The following is a 22,194-nucleotide window of genomic DNA, read 5'->3' as shown; positions in this document are numbered from 1 at the left end:
GCTCTGCAGTCAGCGGCGGGAAAGGCCGAGCAGGGCCGCTTCCGACGCCGCGGTGCGGTCCCGGAGCGCATCGGCCACGGCGGCCACCGCGGGTTGCCGCAGGGACTCGCTGCGTAACACCATCCAATACGGCAGCTGTTCCGCGAATTCATCGGGGAGCAGTCGCATCAGGTCGGCATGACGATCGGCCATGAAGCACGGCAAAAAGCCGATGCCCGAACCGGCACGGGTGGCCTCGACGTGCACGAACACGTTGGTCGAGCTGATCGAGTCCCGCATCGTTGGCACCAGTCGTCGGGGTGCATCCAAATCGTCCACCTGCAGCATCGAGTCGACGAAGTAGACGAGCGGATGCTCCATCAGCTCCGCAGCATCCGCCGGCGTGCCGAATTGCGTGAGATAGTCGCGCGAGGCATACATGCCGAGCACGTACTCACCCAGTTTCACGGCTTCGGCGCGGTGCACCTGCGGGGCGCCAACCACGACCTCGATGTCGAGGCCGGAGCGATGCTGCATCGCGCGGCGCGTCACCGTGAGGATCTCGACGCTGAGATTCGGATGCTGCCGCCGCAGCGCGGTGATGGCCGGGGTGGCGATGTAGGCACTGAACCCATCGGTGGCCGACATGCGCACCACGCCGCTGAGCTGGCGGGAATCTTCCCCGGTGTTTCCGAGCGCGACAATCGCCGACTCCACCTCTTCGGCGGCCAGCACCGCTCGACGGCCGAGCTCGGTGAGCTCCCACCCGCCGACGGTGCGGGAGAGCACCCGGCCGGCGAGCGTCTTCTCGAGAGTAGCGATGCGGCGCGAGACCGTGGTGTGGTTGAGGCCGAGGCTCTCGGCGGCGGAGGTGAACCGACCCGTGCGCGAGACAGCGAGTAGCACGAGGAGGTCGTCGGGGTTGGGGGCGGGGGATGTCGCGGCAGAGTCAAGCACATCTGCAAGTATGCAGATAAAATGTGCGCAAGTGGTCATTGAGGCACCGGCGGTCTGCAGCAATACTCAGTGGAGCCCGACCGCCCGCCCTCACGGGCGTTCGGTCCCATCGACAGGTGTCAGAGACGACACTGGAGGAGAGCGACATGAGCGTCAGTAGAAGCGTCGGAACGGCCCGAAATGTGGAATCTGCGCAGCCGGGGGGCGGGGGACCGGCAGACGGCGCGACCACTACCTCTGGACTGCGCAAGATCGTTGCCGCCTCCATGGCCGGCACGGTCGTCGAATGGTACGAGTTCTTCCTCTACGCCACCGCCGCGAGCCTCGTCTTCGGCACCTTCTTCTTTCCCAACGCCGGCACCCAGCTCGACGGCATCATCGCCGCCTTCCTCACCTACGCGGTCGGGTTCGTTGCCCGCCCCATCGGTGGAATTGTCTTCGGGCAGATCGGCGACCGCCTCGGGCGCAAGCACACCCTCCAGGTGACGATCATCCTCGTGGGCGTCGCGACCTTCCTGATGGGCTGCCTGCCCGGCTTCAACACCATTGGCTACTGGGCGCCGGCACTGCTCGTCGTGCTGCGCTTCATCCAGGGCTTCGCTGTCGGTGGCGAATGGGGAGGCGCCGTATTGCTCGTCGCCGAGCACAGCCCCGAGAAGTCGCGGGGATTCTGGTCGAGCTGGCCACAGGCGGCGGTGCCGATGGGCAACCTCCTGGCCACCCTCGTGCTGCTCACGATGTCGTGGATCCTGCCGAACGACCAGTTCCTCAGCTGGGGGTGGAGGGTCGCCTTCTGGCTCTCGGCCGTCATTGTGGTGATCGGGTACTACATCCGCTCGCACGTCAACGAGGCGCCGATCTTCCTCGAAGCCCGTGCGCAGGTGGAGGCGGAAAAGGCCGTCAGCTACGGCGTGACCGAGGTGCTGAAGAAGTACCCCCGTGGAGTGCTTCAGGCGATGGGACTACGGTTCGCCGAGAACATCCTGTACTACACCATCGTGAGCTTCTCGATCGTCTATCTCGTCACAGTGCACAAGTACAACACCAGCCAACTGCTGCTCGCCCTCCTTATCGCGCACGGCGTGCACTTCCTGGTGATCCCGCAGGTCGGTCGACTCTCTGATCACTTCGGTCGCAAGCCGATTTATTTCATCGGTGCGGTGCTCGGAGCGACCTGGGCGTTCTTCGCCTTCCCGATGTTCGACACCCTGAATCCGGTCGTCATCGTGCTCGCGATCACGATTGGCCTCTGCTTCCATGCCTTCATGTATGCCGGCCAGCCCGCGATCATGTCGGAGATGTTCCCCACCCGCATGCGTTATTCGGGCGTGTCGCTCGGGTACCAGGTCACGTCGATCCTGGCCGGGTCACTCGCGCCGATCATCGCGACCGCACTGCTGCAGCAGTACAAATCGTGGGTGCCGGTGGCGATCTACATCGTGATTGCCTGTGTGATTACCGCCGCGACAGTGGTGACGCTGCGGGAGACACGGGGCGTCTCTCTTCGAGATGTCGACTCGGCGGATGCCCGCAAACACGGGCTCGTTCCGGCGGGTGCCACTTCGTCGCAACGCTGATCGATTCACTTGCAGGCGAGTGACACGACGTGCGGCCCGATCTCCGGATCGGGCCGCACGTGCCTGTGCCTCGTGCCCTGGTCGCGGAGCATCGCCGCCCTAGAGTGTCGAGATGAGTGAACCGAATGCACGGCGCTACCTGCACCTGGATCTCGACTCCTTTCGCCCACCGCCTCGGGTAACGGTCGCCACGCGGGTGATCACGAACGAGCGGTATCCGCAGATCGCAGCCCTGATGGTCGAGGCCTATGCGGTGACCATCGACGACGAGCACGGCGACCTCGAGGACGCTCTGGGTGAACTCGTGGCGACCTGCACCAGCTTCGCCGGCATCCCGTTCGTGGCGTTCACTTTCACGAGCCATCTCGATGCCGAGCGACCGACGCCCACGCCAGACGCTTAGGTGGGAAGAGCCGCTTAGGTGGCAAGAACCGCTTAGGCGAAGATGCGGAAATCGAGCAGCTTGTACACCGGCGTCAGCACGGCAAGGAGCGGTGCGAGCAGGCGGAGCAGATAGGTGATCACTGTCACGTGCAGGAAGTCACCGAAGGCGAACAGCCCGATACCGATGATCGCGAGGATTACCGCGGCCAGCAGCCCGTTGGTGCTCTTGAGGAACGGGGCGGCGAAGCCGACCGAGACGGCGAGGATACCGATGTCCACGAGGAAGGCTCCGGTCTCCGCAGTGGGAGCGAGGTGGGAGACCGACCACAGGGTGATTCCGATGGCCCAGCCGAGCACGAAGACCAGCCCGGCAACCGGCTTGGTGAGATCTCGTGATGCGGGCATATGATCGCTCCTTTTCGTAGCAGCCGAACAGAGACCGACCGACACGATCTTATCGTGTGAGGTGCCAAGGCTTTCGCGAGGGTGCTGCTTGCCCACTGCTGCCCCTCGACCGCGCGCAGGGTGTCGACTTCGCCTAAAGGCTTTCCGCCAGCGCCGCGATCACCCGGTCGTGAAGTAGACCGTTGGTGGCGAGAGCGGAGCCGTGCCACGGCCCGTCCTCGCCGTCGACCGAGGTGAAGGTGCCCCCCGCCTCCTGCACGATCGGCACGAGTGCGGCCATGTCATAGACCTGCAGGTCGTACTCGCCCGAGACCTCGAGCAGTCCCTCGGCGACCATCATGTACGGCCACATGTCGCCGTAGTCGCGGGTGCGCCATACCTCGCGGGTAAGTGCCAGAAACTGCGGAAGCTTGCCCGCGTTCTCCCACCGGGTCAGTCCACTCAAGCTGATCGAAGCATCCGCAAGCTCCGCGACCCGGGAGACATGGATGCGACGAGCCCGGCTGACAGTGTCGGAGCCGGATTGCGCGGTGCCAAGCCGTTCGTCGACGAATGCCCCCTGTCCGGTCGCGCCCCACCAGCGCGTGCCGAGGGCGGGTGCGCTCACCACTCCGACCACCGGCACTCCGTCGATCGCAAGAGAGATCAGCGTGGCCCAGATCGGCACCCCGCGCACGTAGTTCTTGGTGCCGTCGATCGGATCGATAATCCACTGCCGGTGAGAGTCGCCCGCGGCCCCCTGCTCCACGCCGAACTCCTCGCCGCGCACGGAGTCGCCCGCGCGGCTGTCGGCGATCGCCGCGCGCAGGGCGGTCTCGACCGCCCGGTCGGCATCCGATACCGGGGTCATGTCGGGCTTCACGGTGACCACGAGGTCGACGGAACGGAAGCGGTCCATCGAGATGGCATCCGCCATGTCCGCGAGTTCACGGGCGAGCTGCAGGTCGGAAGCACGCGAGTATTCGGTCACGATTGCAAGGTTAGGGCAGGGCTCAGGTGAGAGAGGCCAGGAGGCGCTGGAACGAGTCGAGCCGCAGCTTTCCGGATTCGCCGAGTTCACCGGCGGCCACTCGCTCGTTCATCGCGCAATCCGGTGCGTCCGGCAAGTGCGTACAGCCGCGCGGGCAGTCCTCGGCGATCGCCGCGAGGTCGGTGAACGCGCGCAGGATGTTGTCGGTGTTCACATGCCCGAGTCCGAATGATCGCACACCGGGAGTGTCGACGACCCAGCCGCTTCCCACCCGGTAGGAGATGGTGGATGACGAGGTGTGGCGCCCTCGCCCGGTTACGGCATTGACCCGCCCGATCGCGCGGTTCGCGTCGGGCACGAGGGCGTTGACGAGCGTGGACTTGCCGACACCGGAGTGGCCGACGGCGACGGTCGTATGTCCCTCGAGCAGTGCCGCGATCTCCGCCGTCGGCATCGCCCCGACACCGCTCTGCACGACCGTGATGTCGAGCCCGTCGAAGTTCGCGAGGAACTCGGTGGGGTCGGCGAGGTCGGTCTTGGTGATGCAGAGGATTGGCGTGAGCCCGGCATCGAAAGCAGCAACCAGGTAGCGGTCCACCAGTCGCGGGCGCGGCTCCGGGTTGGCCGCCGCCACGACGATGAGCATCTGATCGGCGTTCGCGACGATGATGCGCTCGACCTCGTCCGAGTCATCCGCACTGCGCCGCAGTACGGTCGTGCGCGGCTGGATGCGCACGATTCGGGTGAGGGTTCCCTCGTCCCCTGAGGTGTCGCCGACCAGGTCGACGTAGTCGCCGGTGACGATCGGCTGCTTGCGCAACTCGCTGGCGCGCGATGCCAGCGCGGCGTGCTCCTCGGCGGTGCCCTCACCGACGATCACGGAGTACCGGCCGCGGTCGACGGTGAAGACCCGTCCCGTTACGGCATCCGTGTGCTCTGGGCGGATCTTTGTGCGCGCCCGATTACCCTTGGGATTCGGCCGGTTGCGGGCCTCATAATCGGCGTACTTGTCGTCGTCTTCGTCGTCGTCCTCGGTGAGCCAGCTCATGCGTCAGATCAGGTCGAGGGGAGAGGTCGATCGGGCGCTACGTCCGAGTAGTGATCCGGCCCAGAGTTCGGGAAACTGGGGGAGCGTCTTGGCCGTCGCGGCGATATCGTCGACCAGTACCCCGTCGACGGCGAGCCCGATGATCGCGCCAGCCGTCGCCATCCGATGGTCTTCGTAGCTGTGCCACAGTCCGCCGTGCAGGGGACGAGGGCGGATGATCAGGCCGTCGTCCGTCTCGGTCACGTCTCCGCCGAGAGCGGTGATCTCCGCGACGATGGCCGCCAGTCGATCCGTCTCGTGACCGCGCAGGTGTGCGATGCCGGTGAGCAACGTCTCGCCCTCGGCGAGAGCAGCCAGGGCTGCAATGGTCGGTGCCAGTTCGCTCGCATTGTCGAGGCGGATGCCGCGCAGGGTGCCCGTTCCGGTCACCGTCAGCTCGCCCAGACCGTCCCCCGCCTCGACGAAGGACACCTCACCGCCCATGTCGGTGAGGATGGTGGCCATCTCCGCCCCGACCTGGGTCGTGTCGGCCGGCCAACCGGTGACCGTGACCGAGCCGCCGGCGACGAGCGCGGCGCCAAGAAACGGCCCGGCATTAGAGAGGTCGGGTTCGATCGCAATGTCGATGCCGGCGATCGCACCGGGTGGAACGATCCAGACTCCGGCCTCGGGGTTTTGCACCACTACTCCGCGGCGGGCGAGGGTGGCGATGGTCATGTCGATATGGGCGAGACTCGGCAGCCCGTCTCCGATGTGCCGGAGCGTAAGCCCGTTCGTGAAGCGAGCGCCGGCCAGGAGCAGACCGGAGACGAACTGGCTCGACGCGGAGGCGTCGATCTCGATCTCTCCGCCCGCGACGGAGCCAGTGGCGTACAGGCTGAACGGGAGCTTCCCCCGGCCATCGTCGCTGACATCCACCCCAAGGGCGCGCAGCGAATCGATCGTGGTGCGCATCGGTCGCTTGCGGGCCGATGCGTCACCGTCGAAAGCGACCGGCCCGAGGGCGAGCGCGGCGATCGGTGGGAGGAAGCGCATGACGGTGCCAGCCAGGCCGCAGTCGATGGAGGTTCCGCCGGAGAGTTCGCCGGGAGTGATGAGCAGGTCGGGTCCAAAGGGGGAGACCGCCGGTAACTCGACGATGCTCGTGCCGAGTGCCCGAAGGGCCTGGATCATGAGGGCGGTGTCGCGCGAGTGGAGCGGTGCCCGCAGGGTCGACGGTCCGATCGCAATCGCGGAGAGAACCAGTTCGCGGTTGGTCAGCGATTTCGATCCTGGCAGTGCGAGCCGGGCAGACAGCGGACCGGTGGCGACGGGCGCGGGCCACGGGCCGGGTTCGCCGCCCACGATGAGACCCTCGTCACCGAAGGGGTTGAATTCTGGGCCGGAATACTTGAATACGTGCATCGGTTACTAAGGGTATCGGCCCCACGGCCAAGAAAGAGGATGCCCCGTGTTAGTTCTGCTCGATCGGCCCGCAGTGTCGGGTCGAACCGTGCGTGACCCACTGTTGTTCAGCGACCAGCCTGCCCGCCCTCGCGGCGACGTAAGCTTGTCAGCGATGACCACTTCGAAGGATGACGCCGCCAACCCCGCCGAGTCTGAGGCCGTGGCACACGAGCCTGTGACGAAAGAGTCTGCGCCTGTGATGGAGGCTTCCGCCGTCGACGTACGAACACTCTTCGAGGCCCAGGCGATCCCGTTTATGGACCAGTTGTACGCCGCCGGTTTGCGCATGACGCGCAACCCCTCTGATGCTGCCGACCTGGTGCAGGAGACATTCGTCAAGGCGTTCGCCGCCTTCGCACAGTTCCAGCAGGGCACGAATCTCAAAGCCTGGCTGTACCGCATCCTCACCAACACTTTCATCAACAGTTACCGCAAAAAGCAGCGCGATCCCTACCAGGGCACTATCGACGAACTCGAGGACTGGCAGCTCGGAGGCGCCCAATCGGTAACCCAGGGTCGTTCGACCCGTTCGGCCGAGGCTGAGGCGATCGACCATCTGCCTGACAGTGCGGTGAAGGACGCTCTTCAGGCCATCCCTGAGGACTTCCGGATGGCCGTCTACTTCGCCGACGTCGAAGGCTTCTCCTATCAGGAGATCGCCGACATAATGAAGACTCCGGTGGGTACCGTAATGAGCCGCCTGCATCGTGGCAGGCGGATGCTGCGGGACCTTCTGTCCGAGTACGCGCTCGAACGAGGCATCAACACTTCCGGCACGCGTGCCCAACCTGCCACTGCTGGGAGCAAAAAGAAATGACCGACTGCGGATGCGAGAAGGCGAAAGCCGAACTCGAAGAGTACCTACACAACGAACTGGCGAAGGCGGATGCGGCGGACATCGCCGAGCACATCGCCAACTGCGACGACTGCACCGGTGACGCCCACGTCGGCATTGTGCTGACCCAGGCCGTGCAGCGCGCTTGCCGCGAAACCGCTCCGAGCGACCTGCGCGACCAGGTGCTGCTCACGCTGCGCACCCTGCAGTCTAACCACTAGCCCTCGCTCGACTGCGGCCGGGGCATCCGCCTGTCCGACCGTTCTGATGCGCCCTCCGGTCACCCGTCATCGGCCTCGGTCTCCCGCAGTGGTCTCCGACCGCAGGCTTCCGTCGCAAATGCAGGAACATGTGTGACTGGTGCGGCGGGTGTGCCCCTCCAGTCACTGTGGTAACGTCCGGTCCTGCATTTCGCACGGGGGATCGCGGCGAAGCTGTCGGAACGAGACCGGCCGAGCAGCGGCCGCACCCGCGGGCGACGGCCTTCTCCGACCGCAGGCTTCCGTCGCAAATGCAGGAACATGTGTGACTGGCGTGGCGGGTGTGCCCTTCCAGTCACTCTGGTAACGTCCCTTCCTGCATTTCGCACGGGGGATCGCGGGGAAGCTGTCGGAAGGAGGCCGACCGAGCTGCGGCCGCACCCGCGGGCGACGGCCTTCTCCGACCGCATGCTTCCGTCGCAAATGCAGGAACATGTGTGACTGGTGTGGCGGGTGTGCCCCTCCAGTCACTCTGGTAACGTCCGGTCCTGCATTTCGCACGGGGGATCGCGGGGAAGCTGTCGGAAGGAGGCCGACCGAGCAGCGGCCGCACCCGCGGGCGACGGCCCTCCGTCAAGCGAAGCGACTACCGGACGGTCAGCGCATGGTCCATCAGGTCGATGAGCTCCTGGGCGCTGCGCTTGGACGATCCCGTTGCCGGAGACGCGGATGCCGGGCGCGAGGCGACCGAAATCGAGCGGCCGGGCGTGAGCCGCTTGGCCAATTCGAGGCAGATGAACGGCCAGGCACCCATGTTCTCCGGCTCCTCCTGCGCCCAGACCAGTTCGGCCTCCGGATACTGCGAGAGCACGGCCTTCAGCTGTTCTTGGGGCAGAGGGTAATACTGCTCCAGGCGCACCAGCGCGACATCCTTCTGCTGGCGCTTATCCACCTCGGCCAGCAGGTCATAGTGGATCTTTCCGGAGTGCAGCACGACGCGCTTCACGGCACTCTTGTCGGTGATTGCCGCATCGTCGATCACTGGTTCAAACTTGCCGCTCGTGAATTCGGCGATGCTGCTCGTCGCGCCTCGCAGCCGCAGCATCGCTTTCGGGGTGAACACGATCAGCGGGCGACGAGGACGCGCATAGGCCTGGCGGCGCAGGAGATGGAAGTACGACGCTGGCGTCGACGGACGCGCCACGGTCATGTTGTTCTCGGCGCACAGTTGAAGGTAGCGTTCGATCCGGGCGGATGAATGGTCCGGCCCCTGACCCTCGTAGCCGTGCGGAAGCAACAGCACCACGCTCGAGCGCTGGCCCCACTTCTGCTCGGCGCTGGAGACGAACTCGTCGATGATGATCTGGGCACCATCGGCGAAGTCGCCGAACTGGGCTTCCCAAAGCACGAGCGCGTCGGCCCTTTCGACCGAATAGCCGTATTCGAAACCCATCGCGGCGTACTCGCTCAGCAGGGTGTCGTAGATCCAGAAGCGAGCCTGGTTGTCGCTGAGATTACCGAGCGGCAGCCATTCCTGGCCGTTGAGCCGGTCGTGCAGCACCGCGTGACGTTGCACGAAGGTGCCGCGACGGGTGTCTTGTCCGGCCATGCGCACGGGCGTTCCCTCGAGCAGCAGTGAGCCGAGCGCCAACAACTCGCCGAAGCTCCAGTCGATCGATCCGCTTCGGCTCATCTCGGTGCGCTTCTTGAGCAATTGCTGGAGCTTCGGATGCACCGTGAAGCCGGCCGGTGGATTGTCGTGAGCATCGCCGATGACGCCGATTACGGCCTCGCTCACCGCCGTGGAGGTCGGTTCCCCTGAGCGATCATCCTGCTGGGATCCCGGGCGCTCGAGGTCAGCGACCGCGTTGCCATCCGCGGTGATGATCGGCATCGAGCCGGTCTGCGCCGCGTGGGTCTCGGCAAAGGCGCGCTCGAGACGGTCCTGGAAGTCCTCGTGGGCCGCGTCGTACTCCTCCTGGGTGATGTCGCCGCGGCCGACCAGAGCCTCGACATACAGGGTGCGAACGCTTCGCTTGGCCTCGATGAGGTTGTACATGAGCGGCTGGGTCATCGAGGGGTCATCGCCCTCGTTGTGCCCGCGACGGCGATAGCAGATGAGGTCGATGACGACATCCCTGTGGAACTCCTGGCGATAGGCGAATGCGAGCTCCGCCACGCGGATGACGGCCTCCGGATCATCGCCGTTCACGTGGAAGATCGGCGCTTGGATCATCTTCGCGACATCCGTGGAATAGATCGACGTGCGACCTTCGCCGGGAGGCGTCGTAAAGCCGACCTGGTTGTTGATGTTGACATGAACGGTACCGCCGGTGCGGTAGGCGCGTAGCTGCGACATTTGCAGGATCTCCGCGACGATGCCCTGGCCGGCCATCGCGGCATCGCCATGCACCATCACCGGCAGCACGCTGAAGGTGCCAATCGGTTTGCGATCCTGCTTCGCCCGAACGATGCCCTCGAGCACGCCGTCGACGGCTTCGAGGTGCGACGGGTTAGCCGCGAGATAGACCGGGATCTGGTCGCCCTTCGCGCTGGTGAAAGTGCCCTCGGTGCCGAGGTGGTACTTCACGTCGCCCGAACCCTGCACAGTACGGGGATCCTGCGTACCCTCGAACTCCCGGAAAATCTGGCCGTAGGTCTTGCCCGCGATGTTGGTGAGCACGTTGAGACGACCACGATGGGCCATACCGATGGCGACCTCGTCGAGGTCGGCTTCTGCGGCAGCCCGCAACAGTGCATCCAGGAGAGCGATGGTGGATTCGCCGCCCTCGAGGCTGAAGCGCTTCTGCCCGACGTATTTGGTCTGCAGGAATGTCTCGAAGGCCTCGGCTTCATTGAGCTTGCCGAGGATGCGAAGCTGTTCGTCTTTGGTTGGCTTCGTGTAGACCTTTTCCACGTGCTGTTGGATCCAGGCCCGCTGGGCCGGATCCTGAATGTGCATGTACTCGATGCCGAGCGTGCGGCAGTAGGAGTCGCGCAGCACACCAAGGATTTCGCGAAGGAGTGCGGCAGGCTTTCCGCCAAATCCGCCGGTCACGAACTCGCGGTCGAGATCCCAGAAGGTGAGGCCATGACTGGAGATCTCGAGGTCGGGGTGGGTGCGTTGTTTGTATTCCAGCGGATCGATATCCGCCATGAGGTGTCCGCGCACCCGGAACGAATTGATGAGCTCTTGCACGCGAGCGGTCTTCCCCACCTGGTTGCCGAGATCCACGTGGATGTCGCTGGCCCAGTGGATCGGGTCGTAGGGGATGCGCAGGTCGGAGAAAATCTCCTGGTAGAAATCGCGCTGGCCGATGAGCAGCTCGTGCACCTTCTTGAGGAACTCGCCGGAGCCGGCACCCTGGATGACGCGGTGGTCGTAGGTGGAGGTGAGCGTGATCGTCTTGCCGATGCCGAGATCGGAGAGTGTCGTGAGCGCCATGCCCTGGAACTCGGCGGGGTATTCGAGGGCGCCTGCCCCGATGATGGCGCCCGCCCCCTTCATGAGGCGGGGAACGGAATGTTCCGTGCCGATGCCGCCCGGGTTGGTAAGGGAGATGGTGTTGCCGGCATAGTCGGCGGCCGTGAGCTTGTTGTTGCGGGCGCGGGTGACGACGTCCTCGTAGGCGACAAGGAACTCCTGGAAGCTCATCGACTCGGTGTTTTTGATCCCGGGCACGAGAAGCGCACGAGTGCCGTCGGGCTTGGGGATGTCGATCGCGATCGCGAGATTGATGTGCGCCGGAGCGACGACCGATGGCTTGCCGTCGACCTCGTCATAGAACACGTTCTGGCTCGGGAACTCCTTGAGAGTCTGCACGAGCGCCCAGGCGATGAGGTGGGTAAACGAGACCTTCCCGCCGCGGGCACGCTTGAGGTGGTTGTTGATCACGATGCGGTTGTCGATCATGAGTTTGGCCGGGATGGTGCGCACGCTCGTTGCCGTTGGCACGGTGAGGCTGGCGTCCATGTTCGCAGCGAGAGACTTCGACATGCCCTTGAGCGTCGACACTACGTCCTGGCGCTCGGAGCTCGCGGGATCCGCAGTCGCGGCCGTCGGCGCCTGGGGCAGTGACGCCGGCGCCTGGGCCGGAATGGGCTGCGGCTTTGGTTGGATCGAGGTCGTGCGTGCGACGGGCTGGCTACCGGTGGTGGTTGGGGGCTCGATCGGCGCCACATCGACCGGTGCCGGCGGGGCCACAGGCTCGGCTGGGGCCGGCGGTTCGGCTGGTGCGCTGGGCTCGGCGGGAGCGGTGGGTGGGGTCGGGGCGGGAGGAGTGGAGGACGCTTCGATCGTGGTCTGGTGGTAGCTCTCCAGAATCGGCCACCACGACTGGTCTACCGAATTGCGGTCGACGATGAACCGTTCGTACATCTCATCCACGAGCCACTCGTTCGCTCCGAATTCGCCGGAGGACCCGTCTTCAGATGCCACTCCGGTCACTTGGCTAGACACGGCTGATCGCCCACTCTCTTGTGAATTGCTACAGTCCTTGGTCACCGCTTCGGTGACGTGGCCTCGGATTCCTCGCTGGCCGCAGACGATCCAAGCTTAATCGCATTGGAGCGGCCAACCGACTCGGACCGTGAGGGATTACCCTTAAAAGCATGGAGTTTTACGAGACGACGCCGACGCACGACCTCACCTATTCCGACGTGTTCTTAGTGCCGGGGCACTCGGATGTCGGCAGCCGTCTCGGGGTATCACTCGCGCCGCAGGACGGTACCGGAGCCACCATTCCGATCGTCTCTGCGAACATGAACTCGGTGACCGGGCCGCGTCTCGCCGCGACCCTCGCCCGGCGCGGCGGACTGGCCGTGCTGCCACAGGACCTGCACCTGCAGGACCTGGATGCTGCCATTCGCTGGGTCAAGGCGCAACCGGTGGCCTTCGATACCCCGCTGTTCCTCTCCGGGGGGCAGACCGTGGCCGAAGCGCTGCGCCAGATGCCGCCGATCGGCGGCCACGGAATCGTCATCACCGACGCGCGCGGTGGGTACCTCGGGTGCATCTCGGCGCTCCGTCTCGGTACGGCGCTCCCCGATGCGCGCCTTGGTGACCTGCTGCACGGGCAGCTTGCTTCGATCGATGCAGACGACGTGGCGGATGCGCGCGCCGCTTTCGACCTGATGGTCGCCGCAGACCTCGAGTTCGCCCCTGTTCTGCACCATGGGGCGGTCATTGGCACGCTCAGTCGGACAAGTGCCCTTCGCTCAACGCTCTACCAGCCCGCCCTGGATGCCAATGGGCGTCTGCGCGTCGCAGCAGCGGTCGGCATCACCGGGGATGTCGCGGGAAAGGCGGCCGCGCTGGCTGCGGCAGGCATCGATGTGCTGGTGGTCGACACCGCCCACGGACACCAGGAGGGCATGCTGCGTGCCATTCGCAGCGTCAAGGCGCTGGGGCTTTGCGTGCCGATCGTCGCCGGCAACGTCGTAACAACCGCTGCAGTGAAGGATCTTGTGGATGCGGGGGCGGATATCGTCAAGGTGGGGGTCGGCCCCGGCGCCATGTGCACCACTCGCATGATGACCGCGGTCGGGCGCCCGCAGTTCTCTGCCGTTCTCGAGACGGCCGCGGCCGCTCGCCAACTCGGCGCTCACGTGTGGGCGGACGGAGGGGTGCGTTATCCGCGGGATGTGGCGCTTGCGCTTGCCGCCGGCGCGGCATCCGTCATGATCGGATCCTGGTTCGCCGGCACGATCGAGGCGCCGGGAACACTCGAGACGGATGCCACCGGTCGGCTCTACAAGGAGAGTTGGGGCATGGCATCCACGAAGGCTGTTCACGATCGCTTCGATCGCCTCGACCCGTATGAGTTGGCTCGCAAGACGCTTTTCGCGGAAGGAATCTCGTCGTCGAAGATCTACCTCGATCCACTGCGCCCCTCGGTTGAGGACCTGCTCGACATGATCACGTCTGGGGTGCGATCGTCATTGACCTACGCGGGAGCTTCAAACCTCGCCGACTTCCACGAGCGGGCACTGGTGGGGATCCAGTCGGCGGCGGGGTATGAGGAGGGCAAGGCGCTTCCGGTCAGTTGGTAGGCGCGGTCCCGTACACTTGATCGAATAATGGACGACCCCCCTTCATGGCGCCGTGCCCCGTTCGCCCCTGTTGGCGAATTCGTCGCTTGCGGTGATGCCCGTGTATGAGTTGGTCATGCTCGGAGTCGGACTCCTGCTCACTGTCGGCACCGGATTCTTTGTGGCCTCCGAGTTCTCGCTGGTCAATCTCAACCGATCTGATCTCGAGTCCCGGCTCGCGCGGGGTGAAAAGCGCCTCGGCCTCACCATCGGCGCGCTCAAGGTCACGTCGACCCATCTCTCGAGTGCCCAGCTCGGTATCACCCTCACGACCCTTCTCACTGGCTACACGATGGAACCAGCGATCGGTGCGCTCCTCTCCGGGCCGCTCGGCGCGTTCGGCCTCTCGACCGCGCTGACCACCGTGGTCGCCTCCGCACTGGCAATCATCGCCGCGACCCTTGTCTCGATGATCGTGGGGGAACTGGTGCCTAAGAACTTCGCCCTTGCGCTTCCGTTGCCCACCGCCAAACTGGTGATTCCCTTCCAGGTGGGATTCACGGCGGTATTCCGTCCGTTCGTGACACTGCTCAACAACACCGCGAACGTGATCCTCCGGTCGATCGGGATCGAGCCGAAAGAGGAGCTCTCGTCGGCACGGACGGCAGAGGAACTGCGCTCTCTCGTGCGTCGATCGGCCACCGAAGGCAGCCTTGACCGCGATACGGCCACTTTGCTCGCCCGCACTCTCGTATTCAGCGAACACATCGCCGCCGACGTGATGACACCCCGGCCGCGCGTCTCCAGTGTCGATCGCTCCGACTCCGCTCACACCGTCATCGCTCTGGCCCAGCAGACGGGATTTTCGCGGTTCCCGGTGATCGACGATTCTCTTGACGATGTGGTCGGCCTTGTGCACGTGAAGCAGGCCGTGGCCGTGCCGCGTGAGAAGAGACCGGATGTGCCGGTCTCCGCCCTGCAGACCGACGCCTTGCGCGTGCCAGAGACCATGAAACTCGACGTGCTGCTCGGAGAGTTGCGCGGCCGGGGCTACCAGATGGCTGTCGTCGTGGATGAGTATGGCGGCACCGCCGGGGTCGTCACCCTCGAGGACCTCGTGGAGGAGCTCGTCGGCGAGGTCTCCGATGAGCACGATCGCACCCTCGCGGGGGTTGTTCGCTCGCGGGACTGGCTCACTTTCCCCGGCATGCTGCGCCCGGACGAATTGCTCGAGCGGGCGGATGTCGTGATCCCTGAAGAGGGACCCTACGAAACTGTCGGTGGCTTCATGATGAGCGAACTCGGGCGCCTGCCATTTGTCGGCGACAGCGTGGCGGTCGAGGGCGGCGAGTTCCGGGTCGAGCGGCTGGACGGGCGTCGCATCGATCGCGTGCGATATACGCCAACGGCGGATCCGTCGGCGGCCCCGGATGGGGCATCCTCATGACAGGCGGCTGGGGCATTGCATGGTTGGTGATCCTGCTGCTGATCAATGGCTTCTTCGTCGGCGCGGAGTTCGCGGTGATCTCGGTCCGACGCTCGCAGATCGAACCCCGGGCTGAGGCGGGAGGTCGTGCTGCGAAGTCGACGCTCTATGCGATGGAACACGCGACGATGATGCTCGCGACCAGCCAACTCGGCATCACCGTGTGTTCGCTACTCATTCTCAATGTCTCCGAGCCGGCCATCCACCATCTGCTGGAGTATCCGCTCGCACTCACCCGACTGCCCGAGGAAGTGGTTGGCACGATCGCATTCATCATCGCGCTGATCATCGTCTCGTTCCTTCATGTGGTGATTGGCGAGATGGTGCCGAAGAACCTCTCCTTCTCAGTGCCGGACCGCGCTGCGCTCATCCTGGCGCCGCCACTGGTCTTCATCTCGATGGTTTTCAGGCCGATCATCTACGCGCTGAACGCAACGGCAAATGGAGTGCTTCGCCTCTTCCGGGTGGAGCCGAAGAACGAGGCCAACAGCGCGTTCACAGTTGATGAGGTGGCAAATATCGTCGCGCAATCAACGAAAGAGGGCGTGCTCACCGACAATATCGGCGCGCTCAACGCCGCTTTCGAGTTCACCGCGAAAAAGGTCAGGGATATCGCGGTGGGGATGCCTGATCTCGTGAGCCTGTCGGAGGCGGCGACCCCCGCCGACGTCGAGCGCGCTGTTGCCCAGAACGGCTTCTCTCGCTATGTACTCGTCAACGACGAGGGAGAGCCCACCGGCTACCTGCATCTCAAGGACGTACTCGACCTCGACGAAGCGGGTGAGTTCGACGAGCCAGTGCCACCGAAGCGCATCCGCAAGCTGATCTCGATCTCCCGCGGCATGGACCTCGAAGACGCTCTCGCCGCAATGCGGCGTTCGGGTGTGCATCTCGCGCGGGTGTTCGATGACACGGATCAGACGAGGGGAGTGCTTTTTCTCGAGGACATCATCGAAGAACTCGTCGGCGAGGTCCAGGACGCGACCCGACGCGCCTGACCAAGCTTCTGCAGGCTCGATTCAGGCTGGCCATTTTGCGCGGAGGTACTGGGCTGGCCAGTAGTCCAGCTCCACGCCCAGTTCGTGCGCGGCACGCAACGGGAAGTGCGGGTCGCGCATGATCGCGCGGGCCAGCATCACGGCATCCGCTCTACCGGAGGTGATGATCTCCTCAGCCTGCCGCGCCTCGGTGATGAGGCCGACCGCGCTGACCTCGACAGATGAGGCATGTTTCACGAAGTCAGCGAACGGCACCTGGTAGCCGGGGGCAAGTGGGATGGTCGTGCCGGAGACGAGACCACCGGTCGAGATATCGAAGAAGTCAGCCCCGGCGTCCCGTGCCCAGCCGGCGACGGTCGCGGTCTGCTCCTGGTCCCAGCCGCCGTCTGCCCAGTCCGTGGCGGAGAAACGAACGAAGAGGGCCGCAGCCTCGCCGGCCTCTGCCCGCACGGCGGCGATCACCTCGAGGAGCAGGCGGGCCCGGTTTTCGAGACTGCCTCCGTACTCGTCTGTGCGGAGGTTCGACAGCGGGGACAGGAACTGGTGCAGCAGGTAGCCGTGAGCGGCGTGCAGCTCGAGCACGTCGAATCCGGCGTCGATAGAGCGTCGGGTGGCCGCGGCGAAGTCGGCGACGATGCCGTCGATTCCGGCCCGATCGAGTTCGGCGGGGACCGCATACCCGGTGAAGGCCACCGCCGACGGTGCGACGGCCAGCCAGCCACCCTCGGACTGCGGCACCGTTCCTCGCTCGGGAGCCCAGGGCCGCCAGGTGGAGGCCTTTCGGCCGGCATGGGAAAGCTGGATGCCGGCGACAGCCCCCTGGGAGTGAATGAATGCGACGATGCGCGACCAGGCATCCCGCTGTTCGTCGCTATAGATGCCCGTATCTTCGGGGGAGATGCGGCCCTCGGCGCTCACCGCGGTTGCTTCCGTGATGACGAGACCGGCTCCGCCTTTGGCGAATCCGCCGAGGTGCACAAGGTGCCAATCGGTCGGCACACCGTCGTGCTTCTCCACCGAGTATTCGCACATCGGCGCCACCCACAGGCGATTGCGCATCGTGACGGAACGAACGGAATAGGGGGTGAAGAGGGTGGGAATCGACATGGTCACCTGTCTGCGCGGCTGTGGAGGACTACGAGGCTGTGGAGAAAACGGCGAAGGCCCGCCGCTTCGACGAAGTGGTAACCCGTGATTCCGAGCGCCACAGCGCCGTCGACGTTGACCTGCCTGTTATCAATGAAGACCATTTCGGCGCAGGTTATTCCGAGCTCATTGGCGACTTCTTGGTAGATGTCGGCCTCCGGCTTCAACTTCAGCATCTCGGCGCTCACGAACATCCGCTCGAAGAATCGGGCGATGGGGGAGTATCGGAACGGGCTCGCGAAATCGAAGCCAGCGTTTGAGAGCAGGGCGATGCGGGTGCCTCCGGCGTGAAGATCGGCGATGATCTCGAACACCTCAGGGTCGATGCTGATCCAGCCGGTGAAGTCGGCAACCCAGAGCTCGTGGATGCGTGCCTCCGACCAGTCCGCTCCGGTGTCAGCAGCTACCAGCATCCAGTAGTCGCGGATGCTGGTGGTGCCGCGATCGAGACCGTCCCGGTGGGCGTTGTAGGACGCGCGAAAGCGCACCGAATCCACCCCGGCCAGTTCTTCGAGAGCGGCGCGCGACGCCTCGCTCGGCGACAGCGAGATGACTTCGCCATAGTCGAAGACGACGACTCGGTCAGGGATGCTCAGGGCGTGCGCGGTGGTGGTCACGTCTTCCAAACTATCGTGAGACCCATGAGCACTTTCACACACTGGACCCCGCGCGATGCCGCCCGATTCATCGCCGTGCCGACACTGGATGACGACAAGTACTCCCGCGGTGTGCTCGGGGTGGTTACCGGATCGGCCGCGTATCCCGGCGCCGCGGTACTCAGCGTGGAAGCCGCGCTCCACACCGGCGTCGGGATGGTGCGCTACCTCGGTGACGAACGGGCGACGACTTTTGTGTTGCAGCGCCGCCCGGAAGCGGTCGCTGCGGCCGGTCGCGTGCAAGCTTGGCTGGTCGGCTCCGGGATGGATGCCGCGATGAGGGACACCGCCACCGCCGACAGGCTCGGCGTTGCCCTGGATTCCGGGCTGCCGATCGTGGTGGATGCGGGTGCCCTCGACCTCCTCGACCGCGTCAGCGGGCCGACGATCATCACCCCGCACTTCCGCGAGCTCTCGAGAGTGCTCGATGAATCCCCAGACGAAATCGCTCAAGACCCCGCCGAAGCGGCGACTCGGGCGGCGCACAAGCTCGGGGTGACCGTGTTGCTCAAGGGACACCGCACCTACGTCGCCGCTCCGGACGGCACCCGGCTCGTCGCGTCATCCGCCCCGGCCTGGCTCGCTACCGCGGGGGCGGGGGATGCTCTCGGCGGCATCCTCGGAGCTCTGGTGGCGACCCACTCGCGCGCGATAGAGAAGGACGGGGCGCTACTCGCGCAACTCGGCGCCACGGCCTCAGTCATCCACGGGTTGGCGGCGTCGCGAGCCAGTGCGGGCGGCCCGCTCACGATCCTTGATCTCATCGATGCGGTGCCGGGGGTGATCGCCGGGCTGCTGGTCTAGCCCGCACGCGGTGCGCCACTTCCACTTCTGGAAGTCGTCAGCGAACTCAACAACCGACCCCGCAAAACACTCGGCGGCATCACATCCGCCCAAGCCATGCGACGATCACTGTCCGACCCAGAGATACCCATCGTTGCAACGACCGGATGAATTCGCTCTTTCATTTGCGCGGCAGCGATATTCTGCGTGGACACACAGCACATCCAGTTTTCGTCAAACGCCGCACGGTATCGGCCCGCGAAGAATAAAGGGTCGATCACGTGATCTGCGATGGGACCGTCCCACCCGATCGCTCGTCCGAAATGCGCTGAGCCCTCGGGCAGGGAGCACAGCGTCGACGCATGGCTTATGACGGACATGAATGGTTCCTCTCGCCGGTGATGGGCACGTCCTGCATGAGTCGGCTGTACTGGCCGATCGGTGGCACGATCCTGAAGCAGCAGAAAGCGGACAGATGGGCAGGTGGCATCGTCGATCGCCTGGCAAACGAAGTGTAGGCCGAGTGTGTCGATCAGAAGGCACACACCTGTATGCCGCAGCTGCGGTCGCACCTGGCTGGTTCCGGAATATGCTGCTCAACCAGGTCAGGAACCGCACCCACGAACGAGTCGGTGCCAGCCCCATGAACTTTGGGCAGGAGCTCACGGCGGCGGATTCCGATCAGGCCAAGCAGGCCACGAAAGTACTGTCTCGCCCGGGTGTGGGGGAGATTCTTGATCCCCTGAAAGGATGAGAGTCACGGCAGCACCATGCTGCCGTGGCATTCCATACGCCGAGCAGCTGAAGCACCACATCGAAGGGGATGCCGATCATCGATCAGAAGCGGAGGCGCAGCCGTACCGTGCGCTCTGCCGTCGGACTGACGCTCATCGCCGCCATCACCTGGGGACTGCTCATCGCCACCATGCCGGCGCAGTCTCTTGCGGGCACTCTCACCCTGACGTTTTACGACGCGTCGGGCGCTGCGATGACCGGCCAAGCGGCACGGGATCTCGCCAGTAACAAGACCGACAACCGGAGGAACGGCTACGCGAGCAAGATCGTCGCGGCGATAGTGAATCCGACGACACTGGAGGATCTCAACACCTCGAATACGCCGATCACGCCCACCGTGAACAGAGCCGACCTCGCTTTCGCGCTGCCGACACCGGTGGCGCCAAATGGCCAGGTAGTTCATGAGTCAATCCAAGACAGAGCAGCCGAAGCTGTTCTGCGAGCCAGCCTCCGGGTAACGACCAAAAACGCTTACTGATGGTCCAGTAGACCAATGGTCTGTGACTTCGCATCGTCAGCGGGCACCACTTGTCTCGACGCTGTGGCGGCGCTGTAGCGGGCAAGTATCAGAGCGAGGGGGATGGCAGCGATTTGCGCAATCACGTTGACCGCTCCCGTGAAGTCGACGGGTTCACCGGCCCCGAGCGTGAGTCCGCCTGCTGTGTCGGCGGCGTGTTCTGAGTCGAGGGGAAGCCCGACGAAGACTGCGTACCCGTAGATGGCGATCAGCGCGACGCTGACGAGCAGTACGAGGTTGAGACCTCGGTCGTCGGCTCTGGTAAGCACTACTGCCGCCGCGCCCAGTTGAACGATTCCGGCGACCAGGAACCCGACGCCAAGGAGCGGGGATTCGCTGAAGTGTTGCGGCGAGAGGATCAGGTGGATGGAGGCGGCAGTGAGCAGGACGAGCGCGAGCAGCAGACGAATCAGCGCTTGTCTGGCCAGTGGACTAATGCGGTGTGGGGCGATCGCGGCCGCGACGAATAGAATTGCGGCGCCTGCTGCCATAACGTAAGGGCCGGGTCCGGCGCTGGGAACGGTAAGAGCGGCCGTGCTTCCGGGGTGCGCGACATATCCCGCAATCCGCCAACCGCTGTAGAGACTGTCGGCGAGGACGGCCGCAGACGCGACGAGGGCGATGGGTCGGAGGATTCGTGCGCCGCCGTGCCGTGCCGCGACGTACAGCACGCAGACCACGGCCACCATAATGCCGGCGAGGAAGCCGCCGTCGAGCGAGAGGCCGGGGACGGTCGTGAGCCCGTTGAACACGACCAACCAAGGTAGTGCTGCTCCGAGGACCATGAGGATCATGGCCGTGCCAATGAACGAGATGGTGAGTCCGCGCCGTGTTGCTACACGAACGGGGAGCAGTGGTGCGAGCGCGTGGGTAGTCATTGTGCGGCCCTTTCATCATGAGGGGCCCACCGGGGTCGCAGCATCACTGCGACCCCGGTGGGTTCACTGCCTTATTTGCGCGGACCGACTACGTTGAAGAACAGGTAGAGGTTCGTCGGGATGGGACCGAGCACACCGCTACCCGGGGTGTTGATTAGGGCGTCCATCGTCGCCTGGGACTTGCCTGCGGCGAGTTTCGCCCAAGCCGCCTGATTGGTGACGGCGACAATTTTCACATCCCACCATCCGCCCGCGTTTCCGTCGAGAATGTGACTGTGGGCCGGAAGGGACACGTTATTCACCGAGATACCCGATGTTGCTCCGAGAGCGCCATAGATCCTCGACAGGTCGATGTTCAACGGGTGATTCGGGCAACTCGCGACCCCACACATGGGTGCGGGGACCGGGTTGGGGAACAGCGGTGTCAGCACGTACAGAACGGACCGACCGGCGTTAGCTACCGGGCCGACGTTCGAGTCCTGTCCGACCTCGCAACCGCTTGGCGCAGCCGATGTGACGCTTTTGTCGCAGAAGAAGTTTTGCGGGTACTGAATCGTCACCGTCTGCCCGTTGCTCCATGCGGGTGTCTGAGCGGAGGAGACGGGTTGCACCGTCGAGCCTGACGCGAAAGCCGCCGTTCCTATCGATAGCGACGCGACGAGCAGACCGGTGAACAACGACGCCACAGCGCCGAAGCGGCGGCTTCGCCTGAGTTTGAATTTTTCCACGATGACAAATTCCTTTCACATGCGCGGCCTCGGGGGGGACAAACACGTTTCGCCTTCGAATGCAGGAGTAAGCGACCGCGGACTCAACTTTGATTCTCGGTAATGCTTGTTCGGCGCGAACATCGAATCAGATTGGTGGAGGTCCACTTTCTCGGCAAACTGTCAAGCCTCGATGGGGTGCAGCCCAGTGGAATATCCGTGCTGGGCCGCCACGGTCCCCATCCTCTTACCGGGGAATCGAGAGCACTGCTTCACCCCAGAACAGTTGCGAAGCGGCACGGGGCCGTTTCTGGAGACCCAAAAAAGCGCACGATTCCTGGGCGAGAGCGTCTTTTCTCGTATTTTGCTTATTGCCTACATCAGCGTTGCGTGCTTG

20 protein-coding genes are annotated in these 22,194 nt (G+C 64.6%); 10 read left to right on the top strand and 10 right to left on the bottom strand.

Annotation, left to right across the window (positions count from 1 at the left end):
* Positions 1–9 precede the first annotated feature (9 nt).
* Positions 10–975 (bottom strand): LysR family transcriptional regulator, encoded by a 966-nt coding sequence (locus RCH11_RS12480; RefSeq protein WP_327057342.1) that lies wholly within the window; start codon positions 973–975, stop codon positions 10–12.
* A gap of 107 nt (positions 976–1,082) precedes the next feature.
* Between RCH11_RS12480 and RCH11_RS12475 the strand changes: the two genes are divergently transcribed.
* Positions 1,083–2,513, top strand: coding sequence for an MFS transporter (locus tag RCH11_RS12475; protein WP_327057341.1), 1,431 nt, complete (start codon positions 1,083–1,085; stop codon positions 2,511–2,513).
* Between the two features lie 112 nt (positions 2,514–2,625).
* The gene (locus RCH11_RS12470; RefSeq protein ID WP_327057340.1) at positions 2,626–2,916 is read left to right on the top strand and encodes a hypothetical protein; all 291 of its coding nucleotides are present in this window, start codon (positions 2,626–2,628) and stop codon (positions 2,914–2,916) included.
* 32 nt (positions 2,917–2,948) lie between these two features.
* On the opposite strand, the gene RCH11_RS12465 is transcribed toward RCH11_RS12470, so the two are convergent.
* From RCH11_RS12465 to aroA, 4 genes are all read right to left on the bottom strand, one after another.
* Complete coding sequence (locus RCH11_RS12465) at positions 2,949–3,302, bottom strand: hypothetical protein (protein ID WP_327057339.1); 354 nt, start codon at positions 3,300–3,302, stop codon at positions 2,949–2,951.
* Between the two features lie 133 nt (positions 3,303–3,435).
* Positions 3,436–4,272 (bottom strand): inositol monophosphatase family protein, encoded by an 837-nt coding sequence (locus RCH11_RS12460; RefSeq protein ID WP_327057338.1) that lies wholly within the window; start codon positions 4,270–4,272, stop codon positions 3,436–3,438.
* Positions 4,273–4,294: 22 nt separating this feature from the next.
* Complete coding sequence (gene rsgA / locus RCH11_RS12455; RefSeq protein WP_327057337.1) at positions 4,295–5,320, bottom strand: ribosome small subunit-dependent GTPase A; 1,026 nt, start codon at positions 5,318–5,320, stop codon at positions 4,295–4,297.
* Positions 5,321–5,323: 3 nt separating this feature from the next.
* A complete protein-coding gene (aroA, locus tag RCH11_RS12450) occupies positions 5,324–6,724 on the bottom strand; it encodes a 3-phosphoshikimate 1-carboxyvinyltransferase (RefSeq protein WP_327057336.1) in 1,401 nt (466 codons plus the stop codon).
* A gap of 241 nt (positions 6,725–6,965) precedes the next feature.
* Between aroA and RCH11_RS12445 the strand changes: the two genes are divergently transcribed.
* Positions 6,966–7,583 (top strand): sigma-70 family RNA polymerase sigma factor, encoded by a 618-nt coding sequence (locus tag RCH11_RS12445; RefSeq protein WP_327057485.1) that lies wholly within the window; start codon positions 6,966–6,968, stop codon positions 7,581–7,583.
* Positions 7,580–7,822 carry an anti-sigma factor family protein gene (locus tag RCH11_RS12440; RefSeq protein ID WP_327057335.1) on the top strand — a complete coding sequence of 81 codons (243 nt, stop codon included), beginning with the start codon at positions 7,580–7,582 and terminating at the stop codon, positions 7,820–7,822. The genes RCH11_RS12445 and RCH11_RS12440 overlap by 4 nt, the downstream gene beginning before the upstream one ends.
* 625 nt (positions 7,823–8,447) lie before the next feature.
* Here the strand turns inward: RCH11_RS12440 and RCH11_RS12435 are convergent.
* Complete coding sequence (locus RCH11_RS12435) at positions 8,448–12,260, bottom strand: multifunctional oxoglutarate decarboxylase/oxoglutarate dehydrogenase thiamine pyrophosphate-binding subunit/dihydrolipoyllysine-residue succinyltransferase subunit (RefSeq protein ID WP_327057334.1); 3,813 nt, start codon at positions 12,258–12,260, stop codon at positions 8,448–8,450.
* 152 nt (positions 12,261–12,412) lie between these two features.
* On the opposite strand from RCH11_RS12435, the gene RCH11_RS12430 reads away from it, so the two are divergent.
* The 3 genes from RCH11_RS12430 (at position 12,413) to RCH11_RS12420 (ending at position 16,315) form a co-directional block, all read left to right on the top strand.
* Positions 12,413–13,852, top strand: a complete 1,440-nt coding sequence (locus tag RCH11_RS12430; protein ID WP_327057333.1) for a GuaB1 family IMP dehydrogenase-related protein — start codon at positions 12,413–12,415, stop codon at positions 13,850–13,852.
* A gap of 94 nt (positions 13,853–13,946) precedes the next feature.
* The gene (locus RCH11_RS12425; RefSeq protein ID WP_327057332.1) at positions 13,947–15,278 is read left to right on the top strand and encodes a hemolysin family protein; all 1,332 of its coding nucleotides are present in this window, start codon (positions 13,947–13,949) and stop codon (positions 15,276–15,278) included.
* Positions 15,275–16,315 carry a hemolysin family protein gene (locus RCH11_RS12420; RefSeq protein ID WP_327057331.1) on the top strand — a complete coding sequence of 347 codons (1,041 nt, stop codon included), beginning with the start codon at positions 15,275–15,277 and terminating at the stop codon, positions 16,313–16,315. The genes RCH11_RS12425 and RCH11_RS12420 overlap by 4 nt, the downstream gene beginning before the upstream one ends.
* Before the next feature lie 21 nt (positions 16,316–16,336).
* Here the strand turns inward: RCH11_RS12420 and RCH11_RS12415 are convergent, their stop codons facing one another.
* Entirely contained in the window at positions 16,337–17,422 is a 1,086-nt protein-coding gene (locus RCH11_RS12415; protein WP_327057330.1) for an NADH:flavin oxidoreductase/NADH oxidase, read from the bottom strand.
* A 2-nt stretch (positions 17,423–17,424) separates the two neighbouring features.
* Positions 17,425–18,078, bottom strand: a complete 654-nt coding sequence (locus RCH11_RS12410) for an HAD family hydrolase (RefSeq protein ID WP_327057329.1) — start codon at positions 18,076–18,078, stop codon at positions 17,425–17,427.
* A gap of 24 nt (positions 18,079–18,102) precedes the next feature.
* On the opposite strand from RCH11_RS12410, the gene RCH11_RS12405 reads away from it, so the two are divergent.
* From RCH11_RS12405 to RCH11_RS12395, 3 genes are all read left to right on the top strand, one after another.
* Entirely contained in the window at positions 18,103–18,921 is an 819-nt protein-coding gene (locus RCH11_RS12405; RefSeq protein ID WP_327057328.1) for an ADP-dependent NAD(P)H-hydrate dehydratase, read from the top strand.
* Between the two features lie 341 nt (positions 18,922–19,262).
* Positions 19,263–19,418, top strand: coding sequence for a hypothetical protein (locus RCH11_RS12400; RefSeq protein WP_327057327.1), 156 nt, complete (start codon positions 19,263–19,265; stop codon positions 19,416–19,418).
* Positions 19,419–19,723: 305 nt separating this feature from the next.
* Positions 19,724–20,173: a hypothetical protein gene (locus tag RCH11_RS12395; RefSeq protein ID WP_327057326.1), complete on the top strand. Its 450-nt coding sequence runs from the start codon at positions 19,724–19,726 to the stop codon at positions 20,171–20,173.
* Here RCH11_RS12395 and RCH11_RS12390 read toward each other — a convergent pair.
* Entirely contained in the window at positions 20,167–21,090 is a 924-nt protein-coding gene (locus RCH11_RS12390; RefSeq protein WP_327057325.1) for a hypothetical protein, read from the bottom strand. The two genes, RCH11_RS12395 and RCH11_RS12390, sit on opposite strands and share 7 nt — an antisense overlap.
* A gap of 71 nt (positions 21,091–21,161) precedes the next feature.
* Positions 21,162–21,818, bottom strand: coding sequence for a hypothetical protein (locus RCH11_RS12385; RefSeq protein ID WP_327057324.1), 657 nt, complete (start codon positions 21,816–21,818; stop codon positions 21,162–21,164).
* Positions 21,819–22,194: the final 376 nt, after the last annotated feature.

Source organism: Glaciihabitans sp. GrIS 2.15, from assembly GCF_035984695.1.
In the GTDB taxonomy this organism is placed as follows: Bacteria; Actinomycetota; Actinomycetes; order Actinomycetales; family Microbacteriaceae; genus Lacisediminihabitans.
Note: the sequence above shows the minus strand (reverse complement) of the source record. Positions and strands in the feature narration are given on the sequence as shown.